We start from the raw sequence: 26,528 nt of genomic DNA on the forward strand, positions 1-26,528 counted from the left end.
ACGGTTAGTTATAGTTAATTAATGAAGAGGTCAATAAGTATGCCTATTTAGACATCACTTTTTGAGGATTTTAAAAAATATTTTGGATTTACTCCATACTTTTCTTTGAAGATCTTAGAAAAATAACTCCTATTGTTCAACCCAATGGCAATAACGATCTCTGAGATGTTTTTTTCAGAATTCATCAACATATCCTTTGCAGCCTCTAACTTTATATTTTGAATATACTTATTTACTGTAAGATCGTACACATATTTAAATCCTTCCTGAAGCTTATTCACATTAGTACCCGCTTCCTTTGCTAAATTCTCTACTGTTAAATTACTGGCTAAATCACCAGCTATCCTTTTAGTAACATAATCTACTTTTTGAATATCAGACTTTCTTAATATTTTAGGTAATTTATCCTCAGCTTCATCATCCTGATATTGCGCGATCTGTACAACCAACATCTGGAAAGATTTTCCTTCCAGAAACAGCGATCTTAAAAATCCTGAATATTCCCTATTTTCCATATCCTCCATAAGGTCTGCAGCTTTAATGCTGTAATTCCCTTGATAAAAAAATGGGATTTTTGAGACCTCATCTCTAAAAAGTGCTTTTAAAGTATCGTCCAGATCTTGAAAATCATAATTTGTTCTATGAGAAAATGTAGCTCTTATTATTTCTAAACTAGATACATGCGTTTGCACATTCGCTTTAAAATAAAGTACATGTCCATTGTATCCACTGCTGGAAACAATAATATTTTGATAGGCTTCAATACTGTTCAGTTTCTCTGTGTCTTGAAATGAATGCGAAACTTCCCCTACAGAGCAAAAAATAAATTTTAACGGATGAACACTGTTTAAAGTAAAATGAATTTCTACATCTTCATAAAATTTGCAATTATAAGAGATCACCCCAATCCCAGAATCAAAACTTGAAGCATTTATAGTGCCCTCGCCAAATTCTTTTGGAATATTTAAAATTTGTTCGCTACCATCCACATCTAGAGAAGCATTTAAAAATTCAGAAATATCCTGTATGATCTGATTAACCGGTAAGGTTTTTACTGCAATTTTCATAAAAAGTAATATTCTAAATTAAAGGTCAAAATTTTATATTATAATAAACTTAACCTCAAGGTATATCTCTTTGTGATTTTAAAGGCAACCAAAAATAAGTCAAGGTTTCAGATAATACAATGTAATTAACAAATAACAGCAAGATTAATGAGAATAACGTTATTCATAAAATTATTAGCCTAAAAACTAAAATTGTTAAGAAAAGTTAATTTATTCAGGATTAGCGTTAATTTTTTTTGCAAAAACGTCCATAACTCAGCTTTATTAAATCCAACTTCGCTCCACTAATAAATTCTTATATAGAATTATCCATTTACTTATAACTTTTATATGACCACAGTATTTATCTTATTAGCATTGGAAGTTTTACTTGTTGTATTTGTAACCATCGTATTAATTCGTAAAAACAATTAAACCTTTCTTAAAATTACCATTTAACAGTTATTTGGTCATAATTACTTCATAATCTTATTTCATAATTTTTTTATCCACTTATTTTTTAAATACCTTGTTGCGAAAGTTTATTGATAAGGTCACCAATAAAAGTTTAGACCCACAGAAGTCTCAAATCATTAATTTAATTTTAAAATTGCCAATTGGCTTATTTCAGAATAATTATAGATATCACTGAGCTTTTAAAATCCTAATTCCTTTAATTGAAACCAATGTTACCAAAAACTCGTAAGTATATCGTAGCCTTTACGATTAATTAAACATGCTATAAAATATAAATATGTCTAAAACCTATTATGATCCTGCCGACTTAAGAAAATTTGGAAATATTTCCGAATGGAATGAAGAGTTAGGCACTAAATTTTTCGATTATTATGGAAAAGTTTTTGAAGAAGGCGCTCTTTCTGCTCGTGAAAAATCTTTAATTGCTTTAGCTGTTTCCCATGTAGTGCAATGCCCTTACTGTATAGATGCTTATACAAAGGACGGTTTGCAAAGAGGTATAGATAAAAAAGAAATGATGGAAGCTGTGCACGTTGGAGCTGCAATTAAAAGTGGCGCCACCTTGGTTCATGGGGTTCAAATGATGAATAAATACGATAAACTTAGCATGTAATTTGCTGTGTACAGCATTTTAATTATTCCTACCAGTTTGCTTTTTTATAATACTGAATTAAAAAATATATGGCTTTATTAAAATCATTGGCAGCGAGAGAAGACGATCTTTCTAACCCTGCCAACCAATTAAAATTTTTAAGCAACGGAATCTTCAAAAAAGGAGAATTGCCTTTGTTTAAAGATAAAATAGCCGAAACAAATCTCTTCCCCTTAAAACCTAAAAAACTGGAAATTCTCCAGTTAAATTTAGGCTATATGTGTAATCAAGTATGTTCCCATTGTCACGTAGATGCTGGCCCAGATCGCAAAGAGATCATGACTATAGAAACTATGGAGCAATGTCTTGAGGTTATTAGAAATACAGGAGCGCATACACTAGATCTTACTGGAGGTGCCCCGGAAATGAATCCTAATTTTAGATGGTTTGTAGAAGAAGCTTCAAAAGCAGGGATCAAAGATTTTATTGTAAGATCCAACCTTACCATTATTTTGGCCAATAAGAAATATCACGATCTGCCAGAATTTTTCAAAAAGCACAAAGTTCATGTGGCATCTTCACTTCCTTTTTATAAAAGAGATAAGACAGACAAGCAACGTGGAGAGGGTGTTTTTGATAAATCCATAAAAGCTTTACAAATGCTTAACGCTGTTGGATATGCTCAAGAAGGAACTGGTTTAAAGTTAGATTTGGTTTATAATCCTTCAGGAGCGTTTTTGCCAACAAATCAAGAAGCCTTACAAAATGACTTTAAAGTTGCGTTAAAAGAAGATTTCAATATAGATTTTAATAGTTTATTCGCAATTACTAATCTTCCTATCAGTAGATTTTTGGAATATCTAATAGCTTCAGAAAATTATGAAGATTATATGTATGCACTTGTTGAAGCCTACAACCCCACCGCTGTAGAAAATGTAATGTGCACCAATACTATTTCTATTAGTTGGGATGGTTGGTTATATGATTGTGATTTCAACCAGATGTTAGGTCTAAAAGTGGACAGTAAAGTTCAACATATCAGCGATTATAATGAAGATCTTTTAAATGATAGAAATATCATTATTTCCCAACACTGCTATGGCTGTACTGCAGGTGCAGGAAGCAGTTGTCAAGGAACAGTAACCGATTAAAAACGAGGTGTAAAATCAAGGACTTCAGGACAAGCCCATGAGTTATGTCCTGATAATTCGGGAGGAAAATAATTTTAATATTCGAGGAAAACCTCGGCGATTTAAACCCTCAATGAGGGATTATATTTACAAAAGGGAGTAACCAACCTATGATTCAACAAAAAACCGCGGTTTTAATTTTCGCCAATTCTCCGGGAACTGAAGGGATTAACAAAAGCTTTTCTTTTGGATCTGATCTCTTTGCTTCGCTGAATGATCGGACAATAAAAATGGTCGAGAAGACTGGACTTCCTTATTTCCGCTTTTCAGAAAAAGATCAAATTGGAAACTGTTTTGGAGATCGCTTTACAAATGCTATCCAAAGCGTTATAGAAATGGGTTATGAGAATGTTATTACTGTTGGTAATGATACACCTTCCCTTTCAAAAAAACATATAATTGAAGCCGCAGCAGGTATAGATAAATTCCAAATTGTCCTTGGACCTTCACAGGATGGTGGATTTTACCTGATGGGTCTTCATAGATCCCAATTTAACACAGAAATTTTTAAGACTTTACCTTGGCAAACATCAAGACTTAATAATGCTCTGGAAAACCATTTTCTAAACAAAAGAAAAGTTAAGATCAAAAAGCTGGAAATGCTTTTTGATATTGATTCTTTAGGTGATCTAAAAAACATCCAAGAGAAGATAAATCAATTTTCTGTAAGGCTTAAGACGGCCATTTTAAAATTACTTTTTTCCACATTACATAGTTTCTCACTTTACAACTTTCACTTCCTTCAAGTAGAAAGAACACTTATTTTTAATAAAGGTTCTCCCAGTATTTCTTCACATTAGATTAGCGAGCTGATTTATTTCAGAAAATATTTGAATCAAAAACTTCTTGGCATGCCTAAGAGGGGTTAAAAATAATTATTTAGATGAAGATACTATTACTTTGTCTGGCCTTCTGTGTATCATTTGCAGGCCTGGCACAAACAATTATTACAGGAAAAGTTACAGATAGCAATGGAAATGCAATTCCATTTGCAAACGTTATCCTAAAAAATACATCAACCGGAACTACCACAAACGAAAACGGAAATTATTCCCTTGAAATTTCAGACCCTACGGGAACTCTCGAATTTTCGTCCATAGGATATATTATAATTTCCCTACCAATCAATAATCAAACAATTCTTAATGTTAGCCTTCAGGATTCTGAAACTGGATTAAATGAAGTAGTTATCACCGCATTGGGTTTTAAACGTGAAACCAAAGAATTGGGTTATACGGTACAATCCATCCAGTCCGCGGAGATTTCCGAAGTTAAGTCGGTGAATTTTTTAGATAATCTTGCCGGCAAATTAGCCGGAGTAACCATTTCTCAGGGAGCAACAGGAGTAGGTTCTTCTTCTAAAATCAATATAAGGGGAGAATCATCGTTTTCCAATAACAATCCCTTGTTCGTGGTAGACGGAACTCCTATTAATAATTCAACCGTTTTTAATTTTACCAATGAAGCCGCAGCCGGATTCCAAGAAATAGATTTTGGAAATGGAGCTATGGAGGTAAATCCAGATGATATAGAGTCTGTTACAGTCTTGAAAGGACCTACCGCTGCCGCATTATATGGCACACGAGCATCCAATGGGGTTATTGTGATTGAAACAAAAAATGGTTCCAATAAAAAAGGATTGGGGATTAGTATTAACAGTTCTCTGTTTGTGGATACGGCTTTTCAGTTGCCAGAATTTCAGAATGAATTTGGACAGGGTAATTCCGGTCAATTTGAATATGTAAATGGTCTTGGCGGTGGTATTAACGATAATATTACCTATTCCTGGGGCCCTAGACTAGATGTGGGGAATCTAATACCTCAATTCGACAGCCCGGTGGTTTTACCAAATGGCAATGTAGTTCGTGGAGGGGACACTTCCTTGTATGATGGATTACCTATTACTCCCACTCCTTTTAATTCTCATCCAGATAATCTTAAGGATTTTTACAACACTGGGGTTACTACTATAAACAACGCTTCTGTTTCAAGCGGATTCGATAAAGGAAACTACCGCTTTTCCTTTACAGATCTAAGAAGCGAATCTATTATTCCCGGAGTTAATCTAGACAGGCAAACTGCGGCAGTAAAACTCAATTTTTCGCCTACTGAAAAAACTGAAATTAGTTCCAGCATAAGTTATATGAATTCCAAAAGTGACAATCGTCCTTCTAATGGTTATGGAAGCGAAAATGTGAATTATTCTCTGGTAGCATGGGGTCCACGTTCATTAAATATTGAAAACTTAAAAGATTACTGGCAACCGGGACTGGAAGATGTGCAGCAAATTTCCTATAACTATACCTTCTTCGACAACCCATATTTTATACTTTTTGAAAATCGAAATTCTTTTAATAGAGACAGGGTTTTCGGAAATATTAGGGTAAAACAGGATCTTCTTGAAAATTTAAGCATCTCCATTGGTACTGGGATGGATTACTCTAATGAAACCAGAAAACTGCGCCGTGCTTTTAGTTCTAATCGTTTTAAAAATGGGGGTTATGCAGAGCATGATGTCTTGTTTAGGGAGATAAACACTAATCTTTTAATCAATTATAACAATATCTATGGTGATTTTACCTTAGATATTTCTGTAGGTGGAAACAGGCTGGATCAGTTTGCGAGTACCAAGCAGGTTCAGACTACAAATTTGGCACAACCTGGCATTTACAACCTAAACAATGCAGCCTCTCCAATTGAAGCATTTCAGTTTGAATCTGAAAAACGGATAAATTCTTTCTACGGAATTTCAAAATTTGGATATAAAGGATATCTGTTTTTAGATATTACAGGAAGGAATGACTGGTCTAGTGCTTTGGCAACTCCTTTTTCTGTAGATGGGACTTCATTTTTCTATCCTTCGGCTTCAACCAGTTTAGTAGTTTCCAACCTGTACAAACTTCCTACAGTAATATCCTTTGCCCAACTAAGAGCAAGTGTTGCCCAGGTAGGAAATGATACCAATCCTTACCAAACTTCAGGTGCTTTTGTTTCGAGAACTCCTTTCAACGGACAGCCAACTTTCAGCAATCAAAATTTTATACCCAACGCAAATCTGAAACCGGAACAAACCACATCATTTGAAATTGGAACAGATATCAGGTTTTTTAAGGACCGACTAAATTTTGACATTACTTATTATAATTCTTTAACTACAAATCAAATCACATCCTTACCTATTGCTATATCTTCCGGTTATAAACAACAGGTGATCAATGGCGGAAAAGTAAGAAGTCAAGGACTCGAAGTTGTAGCCTTGATCGTACCGATACAAAATGAAAACTTTAGATGGAATTCCACCTTTAACTTTAGCACCAATAAATCTATTGTAGAAAGTCTTCCGCAGGATGAAGGAAGGTTAACACTGGGTTTCAGTAGAATTTATGACAGTGCTAATCAAACAGTTTGGTTCCAAGTGGACAAAGGAGGTCAAATTGGAGATATTTACGGTACAGGATATCTTCGAAACGAAAACGGAGATTTTATAATTAATAACAATGGACGATATATCGCGAATAACGAATTACAAAAATTAGGCAATTACAATCCCGATTTTATTTTAGGCTGGAACAATGATTTTAAATATAAAAACTGGAATGCTGGTTTTCTTTTTGACTGGCGCCAGGGAGGAGAAATTGTTTCAAGAACTCGTGCTTTGGGGAACGTAGGAGGGCAATTAGCCGAAACCTCTTTTAGACCAGAAGAGGGAATTGTAGCAGAAGGAGTTGTAAATACGGGCACTGTAGAAAATCCACAATATACTCCTAACACGACTGCTGTTTCAGCAGAAAGCTATTACCGCCAGTTTTACGATAGGAATCACGAAGAAAATAATGTTTACGATGCTTCTTATTTAAAATTGAGACAGGCGTCCTTAGGCTACAGCTTTTCTACCAAGCAAAATTTTCTTGGATTAAAAGAGGGAATGGATATCTCTCTTGCACTAATAGGCAAAAATTTATTTGCCATTACTGAAAATCCACATTTTGATCCTGAGCAACTTGCAGTGCAGGGAAATGGATTTATTAGTGGTGTGGAAGATATGAGCTATGCTACAAGCCGGAGCATTGGCTTTAAAGCCGGATTTAATTTTTGATCCATAAGGGTTCAATCGTCAATTTAAAAAAAATAATAAGCAAAATTTTAAGATTGTGAAAAACATAATATACATATCGAGCATCTTGTGCCTATTTATCTTAAGCAGTTGTACACAGGATTTTGAGGAAATTAATACCAATCCCAATTCCCCGAACAGTGTACAACCCGAATTATTGTTGAGGCAGGTTATTTACGATTTTGGAGAACAAATGAGCTATGAGGGCTTTGTAGCCGGCGATCTGCTTTCGCAACATCGTACCGCCATCGACTTTAATTTATTTGACCGTCATGCCTTAAAATCGCCGCAATTAGGTGGGAATCCATGGCCGATATTTTACACTAACCTAAGGGATAATGAGATTTTACTCAATAAGTCCAGAACTCTGGAAACCTTTAAAGTATATGAAGGTCCTGCGTTAATTCTGAAAGCATATATGGCAGCAGGACTCACCGATCTTTTCGGAGATGTACCCTATTCTGAAGCCTTTAATGGGGTAAATGGAACGGTAACCCCAAAATATGATCTTCAGGAAGATATTTATATGAAAGATGATGGTATCCTGGATAACCTCAATAAAGGAATCGCTGCTATTTCAGCCTATAACGATGTAATTCCTTTGGAAGGGGATATTCTCTTTAACGGAAACTTAGATGGATGGGTCAAATTTGCAAACTCTCTAAAGATCAAACACCTTCTTCGTATTTCTAATAAAGTAGATGTTTCTTCAGAATTGCAAACCATTTACAACAGCGACAATTATTTAAAGACCAACGCTGAAAATGCAATTTTCAATTTTACCAATTCAAACCCTAATAGCTTCCGATTGGCGCAGCTTCGGGTAGGAGATTTTAATAATTTCGTGTTATCTGAGACTATGGAAGATATTCTGTTCGATTTAAATGACACTCGTATCGCAACTTTTTTCAGACCCCTTGCCAATTCCACTTCAGCAGAATTCAATGGTTTAATAAATGGTATTGATGCATCCCAGACTTCCATAGAACTATCAAATTATTCGCTTTCAGGAACAATTTTCAGAGAAAATACTTCAACACTTGATGCAAATTTTTTAACAGCTTGGGAAACGTATTTCAATCTTGCGGAGGCTGCCGAAAGAGGGCTTATCACCGCAGATGCACAAATGCTATATGAAACAGGTGTGGCTTTGGCTTTTGAGTACTGGAACACAGCACTCCCTGCCAATTATTTATCTGGTTCGGCAGCTTACAATGCTCCAGGAACGAGTCCAATTCAACAGATCGTAACACAAAAATGGATTGCAAATATTATTAACGGCTATGAAGGTTGGGTAGATTATAGAAGAACAGATTTTCCTGAATTTAAGCCAGTTGCCGCCAGTCTAAATGATGGTTTAATACCGGTTCGTCTTCCCTATCCAGCAGAAGAAGAAGCTTTAAATGCAGAGAATTACGAAGAAGCAGCTTCGGCAACAAACGGCAATAGTATCAATAGCCCTGTTTGGTGGGATGAAGAATAAAAAAGTAATAGTAACTTATGAGTATTTATATATGGCAATGGGGATTAATTATCGTATCAAGTTTGATACTCTTTTTTATTTCCCCTTTGGCAAAAAGCACCGATCAGTTTTTTAAAGCAACGCATTTAAAGAAAGCGCCCAATGCTTTTATGCTTACCGGAAGTTTAATTATTTCATGGATTTTTGCTAAAAGCATTACCAATGCCGCTAATCTAGGGCTAGAGTTCGGAATTGTGGGAGGCGTGGCCTATGCGGGCTATTATCTTTCATTTGCGGTAGCTGGTATTCTTATTTATCAGATTCGTGTAAAAGGAGGCTTTACAAGTATCCACGAATTCTTAATCACAAGATTTGGAAAAGGTGCTATGGCGCTCTTTTCAGTATTGATTGCTATTAGACTGTTTAATGAGGTTTGGAGCAATACCATTGTAATAGGCACCTATTTTGGAGATCAGGGAAGTACTCCTTATTATTGGGCTATACTTGTTTTTACTGGTTTGACTTTGGCCTATACAATTAAAGGCGGCTTAAGCAGTTCTATTTTTACAGATGTGATACAAATGGGGCTTTTTGCTGTTTTACTAACTGTAATTCTTTTCAGTATTTTTTCTTCTGAAGGCTTTACGGTTTCAAAAGTTGCTACCTCCGGAGTATGGAGTTTTGAAATGGGTCTCAATTTGTTCTTTGCTGCCCTCATTCAATCCTTCAGTTACCCCTTTCACGATCCGGTATTGACAGACAGGGCTTTTATTAGTTCCCCGAAAGTAACCCGAAAAAGTTTTCTCTGGGCAAGTTTGTTGGGCGCAGCATGTATTATTCTTTTCAGTATTGTTGGGGTGTATGCCCAGTCCCAAGGTATGGTTGGCCAGGCCGCTGTACAAGTTGGTAAAGGCTTTGGAATCGTTATTTTGCTAGTCATAAATTTTATTATGATCACCTCGGCAGCTTCTACCCTGGATTCTACGTTTTCCTCCTTTTCAAAATTGCTTTCAGTAGATTTGAAAATGGGCGAATATCTTTCCTTCGGAAGGGCTTCCATGGTAGTGATAGCAATATTAGGTACAATACCCGTCTTTTTTGATGCAGAAATACTTTCAGCTACCACCATTTCAGGAACTATGGTAATTGGATTGACACCAGTATTTTTATTCTGGAAATACAAGACACCGAAAATAAGTTTTTATTTAAGCGTACTTTGCGGAATCATTTTTGGATTAGTATTGGTTTTTGATTTGTTTCCAAAATCACTCACCTTTACCTCCGGAAAATATGCCGATTTACTTTGGGTAAATATCTGGGGAATTAGTAGTTGTATCTTATTATATTTTATACCTTATTGGACAAAGAGATTAAAAAATTAGGATCATTACAGGGTAAAGTTTTGCTTTTCGGGGGAGTGTACAGTAATTTACAAGCTTTGGAAAAACTGAAGACAATTGCTGAAAATCAAGGTATTCCTCCTCAAAATTGTATAAGTACCGGAGATGTAGTTGGCTATTGTGCGCAACCACAAGAAACTGTAGATCTTTTTAGGAAATGGGGCGTAAATAATATCGCAGGAAATGTGGAAAAACAACTTGCAGAAGGTAAAGAAGATTGTGGCTGTGACTTTTTGGAAGGTTCCCGTTGTGATAGCTTTTCTCAACTCTGGTATCCCTACGCAAAAATAAATTTGAATCCTGAATCCATCAGCTGGATGGGCACTTTGCCGGATAATATTCAATTTGAATATCACAATAAAAAAATAACCGTCGTGCATGGTTCTTTCAGCAATATTTCAGAATTCATCTTTAAATCTACTCCATGGGAACTTAAAAAAAGGGTTTTTCAAGAAACAGAAAGTGATGTGATCGTTGCCGGTCATTGTGGGCTCCCTTTTAATGAATTTCAGGAAGGAAAAACCTGGATTAATCCAGGCGTTATTGGGATGCCAGCCAATGATGGAAGTCCCAAAGTTTGGTATGCAATTTTAGACAAGGATTTGGAAGGCGGATTCAAACATTTTTCGTTAAAATACAATCATAAGAAAACGCATATTCTTATGGTAAAAAACAAACTACCTATTGAATATGCAAGGACAATTCTAACAGGGATTTGGGATAACTCAGAAATTCTGCCTCCATTGGAAAGTGGATTACAGGGATTTGGCATCAATCTTTAGAAAAGTATAACATCTATCCTGCACGGCATCCCGTATATATAGATATATTTACTACTATGAATTTAACCAGATTATATTTTCTGCTTTTTATCGCTGCCAGCTTTAATGTTAGCGCCCAGGAATCTTTCGATAAATTATTGTCTAAATACAACTCTCACAGTATTCCTTATATTTCTGTGGAAGAGCTAAAGATGCAAAGTAATAATGAAAAAGTCTTTATTCTAGATGCTAGAGAAAAAGAAGAGTTTGAGGTAAGTCATCTTAAAAATTCAGTTTATGTAGGCTATAATGATTTTTCCGCTGAAAGTGTTACTTCAAAAATTAAAGATAAGAGTGTTCCAATTGTTGTTTATTGCTCTTTAGGAATTAGATCTGAAAATATTTCAGAAAAACTAAAAGATGCAGGATATACAAACATAAAGAACCTTTATGGAGGGATTTTTGAATGGATGAACAAAGGCTACAGCGTCTACGAATCTTCTAATAATGAAACCCAAAAAATCCATGCCTTTTCTAAGCATTGGACAAAATATTTGAACAAAGGTGAAAAGGTTTATAAATTATAATTTTTTAAAATTCTCATAAATTTGAATCCAAAAAATTTACTTCTCATATTTACTCGAAATCCAGAACTAGGAAAGGTGAAAACCAGATTGGCAAAAGATGTAGGAGATCAAACTGCTTTAAACATCTATAAATTCCTTCTGCATCATACGGTTTCAATAACAAAAGATTTACCAATAACAAAAGAAGTTTATTATTCAGAACAAATTCATGAGAATGATATTTGGGACACATCTATTTATAATAAGAAGCAACAAGCAGGACAAGGTCTTGGAGAGAGAATGGAACATGCATTTGAAACAGGCTTTAAAAATGGATATTCTAATATTATAATTATTGGGAGTGACATGTACGATATCACTTCCGAAGAAATAAATCAGGCTTTCGAGAAGCTGAACGATCATGACTTTGTAATAGGTCCTGCAGAAGATGGCGGTTATTATTTATTGGGAATGAGTAAGTTGAAACCAGCTCTATTTGCTAATAAAGAATGGGGAACTAATACCGTATTAAACGATACTTTACAAGATTTAGACAAAGAGAACAAAGTTCTTTTAGAGGCTAAAAATGATGTAGATTATTTTAGTGACATCGAAGAACATAAGGCTTTTCAACATTTTTTTCAATAGAGAACATGACAAATCAAATACAAGAAACTACAGATTACTTAAAAGATAAAGGTTTTGATAATCCCGAAATAGGAGTTATTTTAGGAACTGGGTTAGGGAAACTTCCTGATGAAATAGAGATTTTAGCTGAAATCAGTTACAATCATATTCCTCATTTTCCAACTGCTACTGTAGAGTTTCACAAAGGAAAATTGATCTTCGGAAATTTAGAAGGAAAGAAAGTAATAGTAATGCAAGGCCGTTTTCATTTATATGAAGGTTACTCTTTAGAGGACGTAACTTTCCCTGTGCGGGTTATGAAAAGATTAGGGATCCAAAAATTATTGGTTTCAAATGCTTCGGGTTCTATAAATTTAGATTTCAAAAAGGGAGAATTAATGTTGATAGATGATCACATTAATCTTCAAGGAGGGTCTCCATTAGCATTTAAAGGCGTTGAGAAATTAGGGGAACGTTTTGTAGATATGAGTGCACCTTATGATGCAAAAATGAATGCAGCTATAGAAAAGATTGCGAAAGAGCACACTATAAGGCTTCATAAAGGCGTGTATGCTTCAGTTCTTGGCCCGCAATTAGAAACCAGAGCAGAATACCGCTACTTAAAAATTATTGGAGCCGATGCTGTAGGAATGAGTACAGTTCCAGAAGTAATTGTAGCTAATCATCTAAATATTCCGGTGTCAGCAATTTCAGTAATTACAGATGAAGGAAACCCAGACGACTTAAAACCCGTAAATATAAGTGAGATCATCGCCATGGCAGAAAAAGCAGAGCCAGATATGATCTTGTTATTTAAAGAATTGATTAAAAACATTTAAGCTTTGTAATTAAAACAAAATAATTACAACTTACTTAAAATTGAATCACTCTAATAAAAGAGAAGAAATGAGTTATCTAGATACTACTTACGATGTTTATAAGGAGGCAGCCTTAACACCAGATGTTGGCTTATGTTGTACTACAAATCCTATTTGGGAATTACCTGGTTTAAAGATTCCTAAAATTATGCAGGAAATGAACTATGGCTGTGGGAGTACTGTGCATGCAAGAGATCTTTCTAATAATCCAAAAATGCTTTATGTAGGTGTTGGTGGTGGAATGGAATTGCTTCAATTCGCATATTTCAATCGAGAAAAAGGTGGTGTTATCGGGATAGACATGGTAGACGAAATGTTGGATGCTTCTCGCAAGAATTTTGTTGAAGCCGAAGCTGCTAACCCTTGGTTTAAAAGCGATTTTGTAACCTTGAAAAAAGGAGATGCTCTTAATTTACCGGTAGAAGATAATACGGTAGATGTCGCAGCTCAAAACTGTTTATTCAATATTTTTAAAGCTGAAGACCTTAAAAAAGCTATTGAAGAAATGTACCGTGTTTTAAAGCCTCACGGGAAATTGGTGATGAGCGATCCTACTTGTGAGAAACCAATGAATGAGGAATTAAGAAACGATTCCAGACTAAGAGCTTTGTGTTTAAGCGGAAGTTTACCAATTGCTGAATATGTAAAGGCACTTACTGATGGTGGTTTTGGAACTATAGAAATTAGAGCTCGTAAGCCTTACAGAATTTTAGACCCCAAAAATTACCCAACAGAAGAATTGATTTATATAGAATCTATAGAAGTTGCTGCGATTAAAGATCCAATGCCGGAAGACGGACCATGTATCTTTACCGGAAAAGCTGCTATTTATTATGGTGATGAAGCATTTTTTGATGATAAAAAAGGGCACATTTTACTAAAAAATCAGCCTTTGGCTATTTGCGATAAAACTGCAGCTGCCTTACAGGATTTAGGAAGAGATGATATCTACTTTAGCGAATCTACTTTCCACTATGATGGTGGGGGATGTTGTTAGAAACAAATAAGCTTCGACAGGCTCAGCTTGACAACTTCTTTTGTCATTCTGAACGTAATGAAATGGAGTGAAGAATCTCTAGATTCTAAGGGATTCCTCTACCGATTGCTATCGGGACGGAATGACATTTTATCATTTTTGTCACACTGAGCTTGTCGAAGTGTCTAATTCACAAGGCTCCTCAATAAGAATACATATAGTGAAAAGAAGCGAATTTTATTAATTTTTAAAACATACTTATGAAAAAGTCTAAATATTATATCCTTTTAGTTGCATTTGCGGCATTGGTAACCACCATGAGTAGCTGTAATTTAATTTCTTCAGCAGGTTTGTCCAGTAAAGGCTTGCCTACAAATGAAGCTCCCGAGGAATTACCTTCTACAACAGCAAATTCTAAAGTAAATGTAGACCACAGTGAATGGAACTCCTTGCTTAAAAAGCATGTTTCTAGCGAGGGGATGGTAGATTATAAAGGTTTCATGAAAGATAGAGAGCTATTAAATGTATATCTCTCGAAACTAGCTAAAATGAAACCCACCAAAGACTGGTCTGTACAAGAACAATTGGCTTATTATATCAATATCTATAATGCCTATACGGTAGACTTAATCCTTAATAATTATCCTACAAAAAGCATTAAAGATATTGATGGGAACTGGACAAAAGATATTGTAACTATTGGAGATGTAGAAATTTCCTTGGGTGGTATAGAAAATAGCATTTTAAGAAAAATGAACGAACCAAGAATCCATTTTGCAATTAACTGTGCTTCTATTTCTTGTCCTAAATTATTGAATGAAGCTTATAGTGCCGCTAAAATCAATGAGCAATTGGATAGAGTTACAAAGGAGTTTATCAACTCTGATAAAAATGAAATCTCAAAAAATTCAGCTAAATTGTCTTCGATATTTGACTGGTACAAAAAAGATTTTATTGAAGATGGGGTAACTATAATAGATTACGTCAACAAATATTCTGATGTGAAAATAGCTAATGGAACTACAGTAACTTACAAAGATTATAACTGGAATCTAAACGAACAAAAATAAAATGATCAGCATTATTATCCCTGTTTTAAACGAAGAAACCGGAATTATTAGGCTACTTGATCATCTTAAAAAGAATTCTTCCTTCACTAACAATGAAATCATTGTTGTAGATGGTGGAAGTACAGATAAAACTCCGGAACTTATAAAAGAGTATTCCGGAGTTTTTTATGTTTCTTCTGAAAAAGGTAGGGCAAAACAAATGAATACAGGAGCGAAAAACGCAAAATTTGATGTCCTTTATTTTTTACACGCAGATAGTTTCCCTCCTCTTAACTTTGACCAATCTATTCTGGATCAAATAAACTCCGGTAATAAGGCCGGGTGCTTTCAAATGAAGTTTGACATGAATCACTGGTGGCTGAATCTAATGGGATGGTTCACGAAATTTAATCATAAGGCCTGCAGAGGAGGAGATCAATCTTTATTTATCACCAAAAGCTTATTTAAGGAGCTCGGTGGCTACAACGAAACTTTTGTGGTTTATGAGGATAATGAATTTATTGGCAGGCTTTACAAGCAAAACCAATTTGAAGTAATTCCAAAATTAATTACCACCTCGGCGCGAAGATATGAAGAAATTGGCGTTTGGAAATTACAGTTTTGTTTTGCCGCTATTTATGTTAAACGACTTAGGGGAGCTTCTCCAGAAGAATTAAATAAATATTATAAACGTAGGATCAATCCCTGACCATTTCTCCATAAAAACCTTTTACCACTTTTAAAGCCGGTTTATTTTGAGGTGTGAACTGATTGTTTTCCAGCCCACCTGCCTGCTCATGATTATGAAACCATTTCCATAAAAACCCGCCAGAGAACCAATCTTCCCTCCAAAATTCCTGATATAGTGCCATCAATGCATTAGATTGCAATTCATTATTCACAGATGTTTCCTTTCTGGAAGAATCCCAAGGCTGCTTGGTTGCATAATTCGTATTTCTATAACCATACTCTGTAAATAAGACTTTCCTATCATATTTATTAGACAAGTCTTTTAATTGTGTCTTATGAGGTTTCCAGGAAGCTCTTAATTCTTCAATATTTGGGGATTTTCCCTCACTTAAAGGAAAATATGCGTCTACACCTATAAAATCTAATTGTGTCCAAAAATTAACCTTTTCAACCTTATCCCAGTTCTCGGCGTAGGTGAGTTTTCCTTTAAAGATCTTTCTAACTTTAGTAATTAGTTGCTCCCAGAATTCGGTTCTTTCATTTGCGAATGCGTATAATTCTGTACCTATACAAAAAAGTTCCACATTTTCTTCATCTGCCATTTTTGCATACAACAAGATAAATTCCTCATAGTTCGTTTCAAATTTCTTCCAATCTTCTTCAGAAGTCATTTTTATATTCCCTGTAAACTCACCTTTCCAGATCCAGATCTGTGGTTTTATCATCACTTTTAAACCCTGAGAATGTAACAACTGAGTGGTTTTTCTAGCACCCTCTAATCGCTCACCTTCCCATTGCTTCTCAATATTGAATTTAAGATCGGGGCTGGATAAACTTTTAATAAATCCAAAAGGCATAACGGCTACAGCATTAGCATTTATCTCTAAAATAGGTTTAATATGAGAACTTGAAATAGATTCCCGGGAAGCCACTAAACTTACCCCATTGAATTTTTTCTGTTGCTTCTGCCCTTGGCAGGATGCTATCACCATCAGTAAGCTGATGACTACGATAAGCTGAAGATGTAAAGCCCTTCTCCTAATGAATGTTGAAATAGATCTAAAGTGCATTCAACTCCCAATTATAATTATAAAATTCGATCTTTAAATTAGGAGGAATTACTGTTTTCCTGTATTTATTTATATAATCTATCAAACTAACACCCTCCTTTGTAAAGTCTTTTTGATACCAGTTCATTAATTCTGAAAGCAATATCGTATCCTTTTGGATCTTTACAAAGTCCGAAGAATTCATTGCTTTTACGGTTTGTTGTTGTAATTGCTTTTCCAAGGTTTCTGGCATATATGCTTCAGCAATTATTGGAGGACATCCTATAGCAGCACAAACCAGCACGAAATGAAACCTGGATTCATCAGGGTAGTTCCCTAATAAAAGTATCTTCTCTATATCATCTAAGGTTACCGATTTTTGCCCTAAACTATGTGTTTTTCTATTAAAGAAGCCTTCAATATCCATTGGAGATTTCACAGGAAATTGTTTAACAATACCACTTATCACGGCAATATTGTAAGCATTTATCCAAAAAGCTTTATAGACATCTGGGTCTTCAGTAGAAATTTTCACCCGTTTCGCAAGGCTCAACAATTCCTGCAAATTCTTGGGATTCTGCTTTATTTCTGCGTACTTTACCCTACCATTACTAACATATTGTTTAAAAAAAGAATCGGAAGCATCAAAGAATTTTGAAGTTTCCTGAGCAAATGAAAAGCTGGAAATTAGAAGTATTAATAAGGAAAAATATTTCATTTTTTTAATTTATAAAAGGTTATACGCAAATCTGCGACCAAACGAATTGAGTCTAAGTCGAATTTTGAGAAAACTACTAACCCGATTGTTACCAATCTTCTAAAAATAAGGAATAATATGGATCATATTGTCATTATAGGCAATGGAATATCTGGAATTACCGCCGCCAGACACATTAGAAAACAATCTGACAGAAGGATCACAGTAATTTCTTCAGAAAGTGATCATTTCTTTTCTCGAACTGCACTTATGTATGTGTATATGGGGCATATGAAATGGGATCACTTAAAGCCTTATGAAGATTGGTTCTGGGAAAAGAACAGAATAGAACTTAAAAATGCATTCGTATCTCAGGTGCAACCTGAGATAAATCAGCTCACTTTCTCTTCTGGAGAAATTATGGCTTACGATAAATTGATCATAGCTACAGGTTCAAACTACAACAAATTTGGCTGGAAAGGTCAGGATCTCAAAGGGGTTCAAGGAATGGTTACCAAACAGGATATAGAACTTTTAGAAGAAAATACCAAAAATTGTAAACAGGCAGTCATTGTAGGAGGCGGACTTATAGGCTCTGAGCTTGCAGAAATGCTCAGCACTAGAAATATTCCTGTGACCTTACTTGTTAGGGAATCCAGTTTTTGGAATGGTGTACTTCCGCCGGGAGAATCGGAAATAATCAACAATCATATTCGAGAACATCATATAGACCTTAGATTAAATTCCAATTTAAAAGAAATAGTTTCCGACGAAAATGGTCGAGTAAAAAGTATTATCGTAGAAGAAACTGGTGAAGAGATTATGTGCGATCTGGTTGGTCTAACCGCTGGAGTTTCCCCAAATATTAATTTTCTGAAAGATTCTGGAATAGAACTCGGTAAAGGTGTGAAAGTGAATAGATCGCTTCAAACAAATTACGATAATATCTATGCCATTGGAGATTGTGCAGAGCAGCGTGAGGGAATAGGCGAAAGAAAAACTGTTGAAGCAGTTTGGTATACCGGCAGAATGATGGGCGAAGTGGTGGCTCAAACCATTTGTGGAAATCCTATGGAATACAATCCAGGACATTGGTTTAATAGTGCAAAATTCTTTGATATAGAATATCAAACTTATGGTTGGGTTTTTCCTGATCCAAGGCAAGGAGAAGCACATTTTCATTGGCAGCACAAAGCTGGCAGAAAATGCATTACCATAAATTATAAAGAAGGAAATAGGAAGTTTGTAGGTATTAACACCTTCGGAATTAGAATGAGACAAGAAACCTTTGATAAATGGCTTACCGAAGAAAGATCTGTAGATTATGTGATAGATCACTTAAAGCTAGCCAATTTTGACCCTGAATTTTATAAACACCACGAAACTGAAATTCAACAAAGCTTTAATAAAAACGAACCTGTTACAAATTAACCCTTAAAAAATAAACCCTCATTATGGAAAATAATCTGTCCTTGACCGGTGATGTTTCAACCTCTTTAAATATTCCTCAGAAGTTAGCCACCTTTTTAGGGGTTTCTGGTTTATTTATTTTAACACTAGCTGCATTCAATATAAACTTTCCAAACAAAGCTTTTTGGTTGTATGCGTCCCTTTCTGCAATTGGGATTGGAGTAATTTGGTTTGCTCAGGCTACTTATGCAAATAAAACCGAGGGAATAAAAAATGATCATATTTGGTTTAAATCCATAACTAACAGAGGGGTATTGGCTTGGATCACCGGTTTGATATTAACAGGATTTTATATTGTTCTCTATTTCTATCCAGAACTTCTAGGCTTGAATGCTGAAGGAGAAAATACTGGAATAATCTCACTGTTTGACCCTTTAAGCAAACTGTTAAGCGGCAATCCCGCCAGTCAATGGTTCGTTTACGGAACATTATATACCATAGCAATTCTTTCCTTCGGAGTAAAATTTATCTGGAAATACCGTCATAATAAATATGAGCGTTTGCGAACCTTTTCGGTCATGTTCTTTCAATTAAGTTTTGCTTTTCTAATTCCAGAATTTATGCAGCGTCTTAATAGTGAGAATTTTTCCTTGCCTTATTACGATCTTAAGAACATCTGGCCGCTCAACTTTTACAATTTTGAACAATATCGGGTAGATTCCATGATAAATGCCGGAGATATAGGAATTGCCATGTTGATCTTTGGAGTGATTTCTATTTTCGTAATTACCCCAATTCTTACCTACAAATATGGGAAACGTTGGTATTGTTCTTGGGTTTGTGGCTGTGGAGGTTTAGCCGAAACTGCTGGGGATCCTTTTAGACATTTGAGTGACAAATCTCAATCGGCTTGGAAAATCGAGCGTTGGGTGGTACATAGCGTTGTGGTTTTTGTGGTACTCATGACAACAGCAGTTATTTATTCGTATCTGGGTGAAGATGGAAAATACTGGCTTAATAGAACCACTTTTCTAATTGGAGTTGCTGTTCTATTAACAGCAGTTTTTGCTGTAGTGATGATATTCAAAAGAAATGAATTTCAGAAAGATGCAAAATTTGGAGCGATAGGGTATTTAGCCATCATTTTAGCTCTAATTGGATTTCACTTTTTTAGTGGAGATGGGAAAGTATTCTTATTTGAAGCGGAAACATTAAGATCTACTTACGGCGTATTAATTGGAGCCATTTTTAGTGGAGTTATAGGAACCGGGTTCTATCCCATTTTTGGAAACAGAGTATGGTGTAGATTTGGTTGCCCAATGGCTGCAATATTAGGTTTTCAGCAACGATTATTTTCAAGATTTAGAATTACAACCAACGGTGGTCAGTGTATCTCTTGCGGTAACTGTTCTACTTATTGCGAAATGGGAATAGATGTAAGAGCTTATGCTCAAAAAGGGGAGAATATTGTAAGATCTAGTTGTGTTGGATGTGGAATATGCGCTGCTGTATGCCCGCGAGGAGTACTTAAACTAGAAAATGATTCTATGGATGGTAGAATTAATTCAAATGAAGTCTTATTAGGAAACGATGTTAATTTGATGGATCTATTAAATCAAAAATAATAGAATACTCATTCTTTAAAAAAAAGAATTAAAAAAGCCGCCTTTGATAGCAATTATCTTAGGCGGCTTTTCACTTAGCAAATTGGCTTAATTCAAATTCGGCAATAATACTCTGTCAATAACATGTACAATTCCATTAGTTGTTTGTACATCTGGAATTACCATATTAGCAGCTTGAGAGTTTCCTTGCCCTGTAACAGTTAAAGTTCCATTTGTAAATGCACCCAATGTAAGATCGTCCCCTCCTAGAGGAGTAACTGTTCCTCCATTTAATTCACTTGTAAATTTCCCGTTATTTCCAATTACATGGTTTAATAATACTGTTGCAACAAGATCTTTAGGTAATTGTCTTATATCTGCAGGCACTGTAAAAGTTAATCCTAATGCAGTTCCAAGATCTTTAAATGCTTGATCTGTTGGAGCAAATACTGTAAAGGATGGACTCCCTGCAGAAGCAGTTAAAGCACCAGCAAGATCTGCATATATTACAGCTTCCACTAAAAAGGAAAGTTCTGGAGATTTAAATACTTGAGCACTTTGTAATGCAATAGCAGATTGTACAATATCCACACCTGTAGCGATCATTACTTTATCTATAACATGTACAGTCCCATTACTAGCACTGATGTTAGTTGCAAGAATTTTTGATCCATTAATATAAGTATCGTTTCCACGGTCTATAAATCTTCTGTTTATACCTAATACCGATGCAGAAGTTCCTCCATCATTAATAGAAGCGTCTAAAAGGTTTCCGTTAGAAACATGATATAACAATGTATTTGTCAAAAAAGATGTTTGTAAAACTCCTAAAGATTCTTCATTTAATCCCAATCTTGCAAAAGCATCGTTGGTTGGAGCAAAAACGGTATAATCTCCAGAAGGATCGTTAGGGTTATTATTACTAAGAACTACAGCAACACCTCCTTGGACAGCTGCCGCTTCCAGCACGCTAAAGTTCGCATTAGATACCGCAATATTTGCTATTGAAGGTACATCATCTTCGTAACTAGATTCCGTTTCACAAGAAATTAATGTGAAGGTTGCTATAAGTACAAGCAACAATTTTGAAAGTATATTTTTATTCATCATTTTGATATTTATTAAGAATAATTAATTAAAAAGAATAAGCTAAACCCCCGTAGAATCCGGTTGCTTTACCTAAATTACGTCCTGCGATATAAGAATTTACACCACCTGTTAAACCAATACCATTATATACGGGTACATAAGCGTTTAAACCAATACGGGTAGAATTAACACGAGTTTCTGGAAAAAACCCAGTAAAACCTTCCTGTAAAATATCTGTTCCTTCTTTGTCTGATAATTGATTTGCTATAAAAGCATCTACATAAAATTTAGAAGCTGCATAACCAATTTTTAGTTCGCTTAATAATGCGTTAGGTACATCGTTTCCTTTTACGCTGTAACCTAATTGCCCACTAGTAAAAAGCCCTCCATTTGTCTTAAACATTGCAATGCCCAAAGCGGTAAAACTTGTAGATCGATTTCCTATTGCTATAATAGATTGGAGGCCATCGTTAACTTTGTAATCTCCAAGAGGTGTCTGAATGCCTAAAGCTCCAATAAGATCCAAACTACTTTTCTCAAAAGCAAAAGATTTAAATCTATACTTCCCAAATACCTTAAGGTCTTGAATACCTTTTCTTTCATTTTGGAAACCGTTATTATCCAATACTTCTTGAGAAGCATCTCCTTCAGCTTTTATGTAAGGCACGTTTACTACAACATCAAAATTATCTGATATTCCGTATTCACCATAAAAAGATAAACTTGAGGTAGAAATTTCATTAAAAATGGGTACTCCATCTATCTCTGTAGGCACTAAAAACAACTTATCATATTTCTCATATGAATAAGAAACTACTGCAGCGCCCTCTCCTTTATTCTTCATAAATCCACTTACTGGGCTTTGAGCCAAGATAATTGCAGGGAAAAACAAGCATAAACTTGTTATAAAATTTAATTTAATTTTCATTTTAAATATTTATTGATTGTTAATTACAGCACTATTTACGAGAGAAAGAATATTTGAGTTTGAATAAAGGGCATATGTTTTCAAAAAAATGTGTAATGAGTAAGCTTTAAAAACCAGAAGCCTTATTTTACCGTAATTTAATGCAGTACTAACTCTAGAAATTTCAGTATTCTTGTTAGCTAGTTAAACTATATACGTCTTCATACTTAACAACTGTTTAATGATTCATAAATTTTTAGCTTTTACATCACTGTTTTTTATTCTTTATCAAAATTCTACAGAACCGATAAATTTGTATAGTAGAGAATTCTATGAAAATGGGGTTTTGAAAGCTGAAGGATGGAAAAGTGGTACATCAAAGGAGAACTATTGGTATTTCTATTACCCTGATCAAAAAATTTCTAAAAAAGGGCATTACCTGCACGATTCTCCAAATGGATATTGGTTTTTTTTTGATAAAAACAAAACTTCAACTAAAGAAGGGAACTTTGAAGATGGTGTCGAAAACGGATGGTGGATATTTTATAATGGAGATATAACAGAAAAAATAATTTTTAAAAATGGAGAAAAAGAAGGTTTTGCTCTTATTTACAAAAATAATAAGCTAAAAAAAGTAGAAAAATATAGCAACAATTTAAAAACTGGGGAATGGACTTCCTTAATAAAATTTAAATATGATAACCCCGAAGTACTCTTTTAAATGAATGATCAAATAGTTGTTATAATACCTGCTTTTAATGAAGAAGCCTCTATTGGAAAGGTGGTTCAGGAAATCCCCGTGAACGTTTCGGAAATTATCGTGGTTAGTAATAATTCTACCGATAATACTGCTGAAGTTGCTAAGCATGCTGGCGCAACAGTTTTATTTGAGACCAGAAAGGGATATGGATATGCCTGCTTAAAAGGCATGGATTATATTTCCAAGAAAATTCAAAAGCCTGAAATTGTTGTTTTCATTGATGGAGATTATAGCGACTACCCTGCGGAATTGACACAGATTATTGAACCAATAATTGAAGATAATATAGACATGGTCATTGGATCTCGTGTTAGAAGATGGCGCGAAAATGGCGCGATGACATTTCCACAGCGATTTGGAAATTGGCTGGCAACTTCCCTCATGAAGTTATTATTCAATGCTAACTTTTCAGATCTTGGACCTTTTAGGGCTATTAAGTACAGTAAATTATTACAGCTAAACATGCAGGATAAGACCTATGGCTGGACGGTAGAAATGCAATTAAAAGCCATAAAGCAGAAGTTTTCGTATATAGAAGTGCCCGTGCATTATAAGAACAGGATTGGTGTCTCAAAAGTTTCAGGAACTATTAAAGGGGCTATCTTTGCAGGGGTCAAAATTTTGACTTGGATTTTTAAATACAGTTTTAAATAATGGATTTCGCGATTATATTTATCTATACACTTGCACTGTTGCTCATTTTATTATACAGTCTTTCTCAATTAAGTTTGCTATTAAATTACCTTAAGTCAATTAAAAAAAAGGATACCAGTATAAAATATAATTTTTCTAATCCTTCAGAAATCCCATTAGTTACCATTCAATTACCACTTTATAATGAAATGTATGTAGTGGAAAGGTTACTGGAAAATATTTCAAAAATAGAATATCCACAAGATAAACTTGAAATTCAGGTTTTAGACGATTCTACAGATGAAACTATAACAACTACGGCTCAACAGATTCTTGAACTTCAGAAAAACGGACTCGACATAAGACATATTACCCGAAAAGATAGAACGGGTTTTAAAGCCGGAGCTTTAAAAGAAGGACTTAAAATCGCTAAAGGAGAATTCATAGCGATCTTCGATTCAGATTTTATGCCGAAATCAGATTGGCTTCTTCAAACAGTGCCTTATTTTAAAGATCAAAATATTGGAGTGGTTCAAACCAGATGGGGCCATATTAATAGAGATTATTCCCTATTAACTAAAATTCAGGCTTTCGCATTGGACTTTCATTTTATTCTGGAACAAGTTGGCAGGAATTTCGGTAAGCATTTCATCAATTTCAATGGTACGGCCGGGATATGGCGAAAAGAATGCATTATGGATGCCGGCAACTGGAGCGGAGATACGTTAACGGAAGATCTAGATCTAAGTTACCGGGCGCAAATGAAGAAATGGAAATTCAAGTATTTAGAACAAGTAGAAACACCTGCTGAGTTACCCGTAGTAATAAGCGCTGCCAGATCTCAACAATTTAGATGGAATAAGGGAGCAGCAGAGAATTTTCAGAAGAATTACTCCAAACTGCTTTTTGACAAAACGCTAACAGCCGGAACAAAATTCCATGGATTTTTTCATTTACTAAATTCCAGTATGTTCCTGTTGATATTGCTTTTAGCCGTTTTAAGCGTTCCTGTCCTATATATTAAAAACACAAATCCTCAATTCAGTAATTATTTTAATGTGATCGCGTTTTTTGCAATAAGTACGCTTATCTTCTTTATCTGCTATTGGGTTACCTATGCCAAAATCCACGGAAAAGGTATCGGAAGTTTCTTTAAATTTATTGGAATGTTCCTTACCTTTTTTTCTGTAGCAATGGGGTTTTCTGTACATAACTCGCTTGCTGTTTTGGAAGGCCACTTCGGAAAAAAAAGCGACTTTATTCGAACCCCAAAATTCAATATTAATAACCTGAAAGATTCCTGGAAAGGCAACAAGTATCTTACCAAAAATCTATCTTTTAGCAATATAGTTGAAGGTTTGCTGTGGTTATACTTTGGATTTGCAATTTATAGTGCATTTGTGCTTCAGGATTTTGGACTTATTATATTTCATCTGATGCTTTTTGCAGGTTTTGGATATGTTGTTTTCAAGTCATTACTTTCAAAAATTTAATTTCTAGATGGATTCTCTTACCCAAATAGTTTTAGGAGCCGCGGTTGGAGAAGCCGTTTTGGGCAAAAAAATTGGCAATAAGGCTATGCTATATGGTGCCATTGCCGGTACCATTCCAGATCTTGATACATTTGCCAGTGCTTTTACAGACACTGTTACTGCCATTGAAATCCATCGTGGTTTTTCTCATTCTATTGTTTTTTCAGTACTGTTTGCACCTATTTTTGGCTGGATAATTTCCAAGATTGAGAAAAAATCATTAGCGGACTGGAAGGATTGGTCGTGGTTAATGTTCTGGGGACTTTTTACTCACCCTATCTTGGATTCCTTTACAACCTGGGGCACTCAATTATTTTGGCCGCTGGACATCAGGTTGGAATTTAAGAGTGTTTTTGTTATAGATCCCTTGTACACGCTGCCTTTTTTAATATTCCTTATTCTGGCGATGCGTTCCAAAAGAGGTTCCAAAAAAAGGCGGGAATGGAACAAGCTGGGATTGATTATTAGTAGTGCTTACTTACTCCTTGGACTCGGTTTAAAAGGCCTTAGCTATATCCAATTTAAATTGGCTCTTGAGGAACAGAACATTTCTTACCTGCAGCTCGAGACCAAACCAAGCCCTTTCAATACAATTTTATGGACTGCAAATGTTGAAACAGAAGATGCTTTTTTAATTGGGGATTATTCTTTTTTTGACACTCAGCCAATTAGGTTCAATTCCTACCCAAAAAACCATTATTTGTTAGGAGATCTTGCTTCTGAAGAAAAAATCAAGCGGCTCATAGCTATCAAAAATGGCTGGTATATTATTTCTGAAGAAAACGACAAAATATTTCTCCATGACCTCAGGTTTGGAGTTTTGGATCCCACAGCTGCCAAACCAACTTTTGTTTTTACTTATCAGATCATCCAAAAGGGTGAGGAAATCCTTGTTCAGAAAGTTGAAAGAAATCCTGAGGAAGCCAAAAAATTGCTCTCTGTACTTGGAGACAGGATTTTTGGGAACTAATATTTATCGTGATTTAAAAATAAATTTTTTCCATTCGTTTGGAAATTTT

24 protein-coding genes are annotated in these 26,528 nt (G+C 35.0%); 19 read left to right on the top strand and 5 right to left on the bottom strand.

Annotation, left to right across the window (positions count from 1 at the left end):
• Positions 1 to 47: 47 nt before the first annotated feature.
• Positions 48 to 1,067 carry a helix-turn-helix domain-containing protein gene (locus H033_RS0100435; protein WP_026836551.1) on the bottom strand — a complete coding sequence of 340 codons (1,020 nt, stop codon included), beginning with the start codon at positions 1,065 to 1,067 and terminating at the stop codon, positions 48 to 50.
• A gap of 733 nt (positions 1,068 to 1,800) precedes the next feature.
• On the opposite strand from H033_RS0100435, the gene H033_RS0100440 reads away from it, so the two are divergent.
• The 13 genes from H033_RS0100440 to H033_RS0100500 all read left to right on the top strand — a co-directional run bounded on the left by H033_RS0100440 (position 1,801) and on the right by H033_RS0100500 (position 15,847).
• The gene (locus H033_RS0100440; protein WP_026836552.1) at positions 1,801 to 2,136 is read left to right on the top strand and encodes an arsenosugar biosynthesis-associated peroxidase-like protein; all 336 of its coding nucleotides are present in this window, start codon (positions 1,801 to 1,803) and stop codon (positions 2,134 to 2,136) included.
• Between the two features lie 68 nt (positions 2,137 to 2,204).
• On the top strand, positions 2,205 to 3,266 hold the full coding sequence (gene arsS, locus H033_RS0100445) for an arsenosugar biosynthesis radical SAM (seleno)protein ArsS (RefSeq protein WP_026836553.1): 1,062 nt from the start codon (positions 2,205 to 2,207) through the stop codon (positions 3,264 to 3,266).
• Between the two features lie 149 nt (positions 3,267 to 3,415).
• Complete coding sequence (locus H033_RS0100450) at positions 3,416 to 4,105, top strand: DUF2064 domain-containing protein (protein WP_026836554.1); 690 nt, start codon at positions 3,416 to 3,418, stop codon at positions 4,103 to 4,105.
• Positions 4,106 to 4,188: 83 nt separating this feature from the next.
• Positions 4,189 to 7,401, top strand: coding sequence for a SusC/RagA family TonB-linked outer membrane protein (locus tag H033_RS0100455; RefSeq protein ID WP_026836555.1), 3,213 nt, complete (start codon positions 4,189 to 4,191; stop codon positions 7,399 to 7,401).
• Positions 7,402 to 7,456: 55 nt separating this feature from the next.
• Positions 7,457 to 8,902: a SusD/RagB family nutrient-binding outer membrane lipoprotein gene (locus tag H033_RS0100460; protein ID WP_026836556.1), complete on the top strand. Its 1,446-nt coding sequence runs from the start codon at positions 7,457 to 7,459 to the stop codon at positions 8,900 to 8,902.
• A gap of 17 nt (positions 8,903 to 8,919) precedes the next feature.
• Positions 8,920 to 10,263 (top strand): sodium:solute symporter family transporter, encoded by a 1,344-nt coding sequence (locus H033_RS0100465; RefSeq protein ID WP_026836557.1) that lies wholly within the window; start codon positions 8,920 to 8,922, stop codon positions 10,261 to 10,263.
• Positions 10,239 to 11,063: a metallophosphoesterase family protein gene (locus H033_RS0100470; protein ID WP_026836558.1), complete on the top strand. Its 825-nt coding sequence runs from the start codon at positions 10,239 to 10,241 to the stop codon at positions 11,061 to 11,063. Before H033_RS0100465 ends, H033_RS0100470 begins: the two co-directional genes overlap by 25 nt.
• Positions 11,064 to 11,119: 56 nt before the next feature.
• Complete coding sequence (locus H033_RS0100475) at positions 11,120 to 11,629, top strand: rhodanese-like domain-containing protein (RefSeq protein ID WP_026836559.1); 510 nt, start codon at positions 11,120 to 11,122, stop codon at positions 11,627 to 11,629.
• A gap of 21 nt (positions 11,630 to 11,650) precedes the next feature.
• Positions 11,651 to 12,256, top strand: a complete 606-nt coding sequence (locus H033_RS0100480) for a TIGR04282 family arsenosugar biosynthesis glycosyltransferase (RefSeq protein WP_034885980.1) — start codon at positions 11,651 to 11,653, stop codon at positions 12,254 to 12,256.
• A gap of 5 nt (positions 12,257 to 12,261) precedes the next feature.
• Positions 12,262 to 13,074, top strand: a complete 813-nt coding sequence (locus H033_RS0100485; RefSeq protein WP_026836561.1) for a purine-nucleoside phosphorylase — start codon at positions 12,262 to 12,264, stop codon at positions 13,072 to 13,074.
• Between the two features lie 67 nt (positions 13,075 to 13,141).
• Entirely contained in the window at positions 13,142 to 14,110 is a 969-nt protein-coding gene (arsM, locus tag H033_RS0100490; RefSeq protein ID WP_026836562.1) for an arsenosugar biosynthesis arsenite methyltransferase ArsM, read from the top strand.
• Positions 14,111 to 14,349: 239 nt separating this feature from the next.
• On the top strand, positions 14,350 to 15,159 hold the full coding sequence (locus H033_RS0100495; RefSeq protein ID WP_026836563.1) for a DUF547 domain-containing protein: 810 nt from the start codon (positions 14,350 to 14,352) through the stop codon (positions 15,157 to 15,159).
• Between the two features lies 1 nt (position 15,160).
• Positions 15,161 to 15,847: a TIGR04283 family arsenosugar biosynthesis glycosyltransferase gene (locus tag H033_RS0100500; RefSeq protein ID WP_026836564.1), complete on the top strand. Its 687-nt coding sequence runs from the start codon at positions 15,161 to 15,163 to the stop codon at positions 15,845 to 15,847.
• On the opposite strand, the gene H033_RS0100505 is transcribed toward H033_RS0100500, so the two are convergent.
• On the bottom strand, positions 15,837 to 16,898 hold the full coding sequence (locus H033_RS0100505; protein WP_051227710.1) for a glycoside hydrolase family 113: 1,062 nt from the start codon (positions 16,896 to 16,898) through the stop codon (positions 15,837 to 15,839). The genes H033_RS0100500 and H033_RS0100505 overlap by 11 nt on opposite strands.
• Complete coding sequence (locus tag H033_RS0100510) at positions 16,888 to 17,595, bottom strand: DUF547 domain-containing protein (RefSeq protein WP_026836566.1); 708 nt, start codon at positions 17,593 to 17,595, stop codon at positions 16,888 to 16,890. Before H033_RS0100510 ends, H033_RS0100505 begins: the two co-directional genes overlap by 11 nt.
• Positions 17,596 to 17,712: 117 nt before the next feature.
• Here H033_RS0100510 and H033_RS0100515 point away from each other — a divergent pair, with 117 nt between their 5' ends.
• Both H033_RS0100515 and H033_RS0100520 read left to right on the top strand, forming a co-directional pair.
• On the top strand, positions 17,713 to 19,005 hold the full coding sequence (locus H033_RS0100515) for an NAD(P)/FAD-dependent oxidoreductase (protein ID WP_026836567.1): 1,293 nt from the start codon (positions 17,713 to 17,715) through the stop codon (positions 19,003 to 19,005).
• A gap of 23 nt (positions 19,006 to 19,028) precedes the next feature.
• The gene (locus H033_RS0100520) at positions 19,029 to 20,609 is read left to right on the top strand and encodes a 4Fe-4S binding protein (protein ID WP_026836568.1); all 1,581 of its coding nucleotides are present in this window, start codon (positions 19,029 to 19,031) and stop codon (positions 20,607 to 20,609) included.
• 87 nt (positions 20,610 to 20,696) lie between these two features.
• Here H033_RS0100520 and H033_RS0100525 read toward each other — a convergent pair whose 3' ends face one another.
• Both H033_RS0100525 and H033_RS0100530 read right to left on the bottom strand, forming a co-directional pair.
• On the bottom strand, positions 20,697 to 21,698 hold the full coding sequence (locus H033_RS0100525; protein WP_026836569.1) for a fasciclin domain-containing protein: 1,002 nt from the start codon (positions 21,696 to 21,698) through the stop codon (positions 20,697 to 20,699).
• Between the two features lie 25 nt (positions 21,699 to 21,723).
• Entirely contained in the window at positions 21,724 to 22,605 is an 882-nt protein-coding gene (locus H033_RS0100530) for a hypothetical protein (RefSeq protein WP_026836570.1), read from the bottom strand.
• Between the two features lie 220 nt (positions 22,606 to 22,825).
• On the opposite strand from H033_RS0100530, the gene H033_RS19280 reads away from it, so the two are divergent.
• Genes H033_RS19280 through H033_RS0100550 form a run of 4 tightly spaced genes read left to right on the top strand, consistent with a single transcriptional unit; the run spans position 22,826 to position 26,479 of the window.
• Positions 22,826 to 23,305 (top strand): toxin-antitoxin system YwqK family antitoxin, encoded by a 480-nt coding sequence (locus H033_RS19280; RefSeq protein WP_051227712.1) that lies wholly within the window; start codon positions 22,826 to 22,828, stop codon positions 23,303 to 23,305.
• Entirely contained in the window at positions 23,306 to 23,998 is a 693-nt protein-coding gene (locus H033_RS0100540; RefSeq protein WP_026836571.1) for a glycosyltransferase family 2 protein, read from the top strand. It abuts the gene before it with no gap.
• Complete coding sequence (locus tag H033_RS0100545) at positions 23,998 to 25,470, top strand: cellulose synthase family protein (RefSeq protein ID WP_026836572.1); 1,473 nt, start codon at positions 23,998 to 24,000, stop codon at positions 25,468 to 25,470. The genes H033_RS0100540 and H033_RS0100545 overlap by 1 nt, the downstream gene beginning before the upstream one ends.
• Before the next feature lie 7 nt (positions 25,471 to 25,477).
• A complete protein-coding gene (locus tag H033_RS0100550; protein ID WP_026836573.1) occupies positions 25,478 to 26,479 on the top strand; it encodes a metal-dependent hydrolase in 1,002 nt (333 codons plus the stop codon).
• Positions 26,480 to 26,528 lie beyond the last annotated feature (49 nt).

The sequence above is a fragment of the Gillisia sp. JM1 genome (assembly GCF_000424645.1).
In the GTDB taxonomy this organism is placed as follows: Bacteria; Bacteroidota; Bacteroidia; order Flavobacteriales; family Flavobacteriaceae; genus Gillisia.

Coding starts and splice junctions, on each gene's coding strand:
- H033_RS0100500 (WP_026836564.1), top strand. CDS start 15,161: ATGATCAGCATTATTATCCCTGTTTTAAACGAAGAAACCGGAATTATT.
- H033_RS0100475 (WP_026836559.1), top strand. CDS start 11,120: ATGAATTTAACCAGATTATATTTTCTGCTTTTTATCGCTGCCAGCTTT.
- H033_RS0100485 (WP_026836561.1), top strand. CDS start 12,262: ATGACAAATCAAATACAAGAAACTACAGATTACTTAAAAGATAAAGGT.
- H033_RS0100455 (WP_026836555.1), top strand. CDS start 4,189: ATGAAGATACTATTACTTTGTCTGGCCTTCTGTGTATCATTTGCAGGC.
- H033_RS0100525 (WP_026836569.1), bottom strand. CDS start 21,698: ATGATGAATAAAAATATACTTTCAAAATTGTTGCTTGTACTTATAGCA.
- arsM (WP_026836562.1), top strand. CDS start 13,142: ATGAGTTATCTAGATACTACTTACGATGTTTATAAGGAGGCAGCCTTA.
- H033_RS19280 (WP_051227712.1), top strand. CDS start 22,826: ATGATTCATAAATTTTTAGCTTTTACATCACTGTTTTTTATTCTTTAT.
- H033_RS0100530 (WP_026836570.1), bottom strand. CDS start 22,605: ATGAAAATTAAATTAAATTTTATAACAAGTTTATGCTTGTTTTTCCCT.
- arsS (WP_026836553.1), top strand. CDS start 2,205: ATGGCTTTATTAAAATCATTGGCAGCGAGAGAAGACGATCTTTCTAAC.
- H033_RS0100515 (WP_026836567.1), top strand. CDS start 17,713: ATGGATCATATTGTCATTATAGGCAATGGAATATCTGGAATTACCGCC.
- H033_RS0100520 (WP_026836568.1), top strand. CDS start 19,029: ATGGAAAATAATCTGTCCTTGACCGGTGATGTTTCAACCTCTTTAAAT.
- H033_RS0100495 (WP_026836563.1), top strand. CDS start 14,350: ATGAAAAAGTCTAAATATTATATCCTTTTAGTTGCATTTGCGGCATTG.
- H033_RS0100440 (WP_026836552.1), top strand. CDS start 1,801: ATGTCTAAAACCTATTATGATCCTGCCGACTTAAGAAAATTTGGAAAT.
- H033_RS0100550 (WP_026836573.1), top strand. CDS start 25,478: ATGGATTCTCTTACCCAAATAGTTTTAGGAGCCGCGGTTGGAGAAGCC.
- H033_RS0100540 (WP_026836571.1), top strand. CDS start 23,306: ATGAATGATCAAATAGTTGTTATAATACCTGCTTTTAATGAAGAAGCC.
- H033_RS0100435 (WP_026836551.1), bottom strand. CDS start 1,067: ATGAAAATTGCAGTAAAAACCTTACCGGTTAATCAGATCATACAGGAT.
- H033_RS0100465 (WP_026836557.1), top strand. CDS start 8,920: ATGAGTATTTATATATGGCAATGGGGATTAATTATCGTATCAAGTTTG.
- H033_RS0100505 (WP_051227710.1), bottom strand. CDS start 16,898: ATGCACTTTAGATCTATTTCAACATTCATTAGGAGAAGGGCTTTACAT.
- H033_RS0100450 (WP_026836554.1), top strand. CDS start 3,416: ATGATTCAACAAAAAACCGCGGTTTTAATTTTCGCCAATTCTCCGGGA.
- H033_RS0100545 (WP_026836572.1), top strand. CDS start 23,998: ATGGATTTCGCGATTATATTTATCTATACACTTGCACTGTTGCTCATT.
- H033_RS0100510 (WP_026836566.1), bottom strand. CDS start 17,595: ATGAAATATTTTTCCTTATTAATACTTCTAATTTCCAGCTTTTCATTT.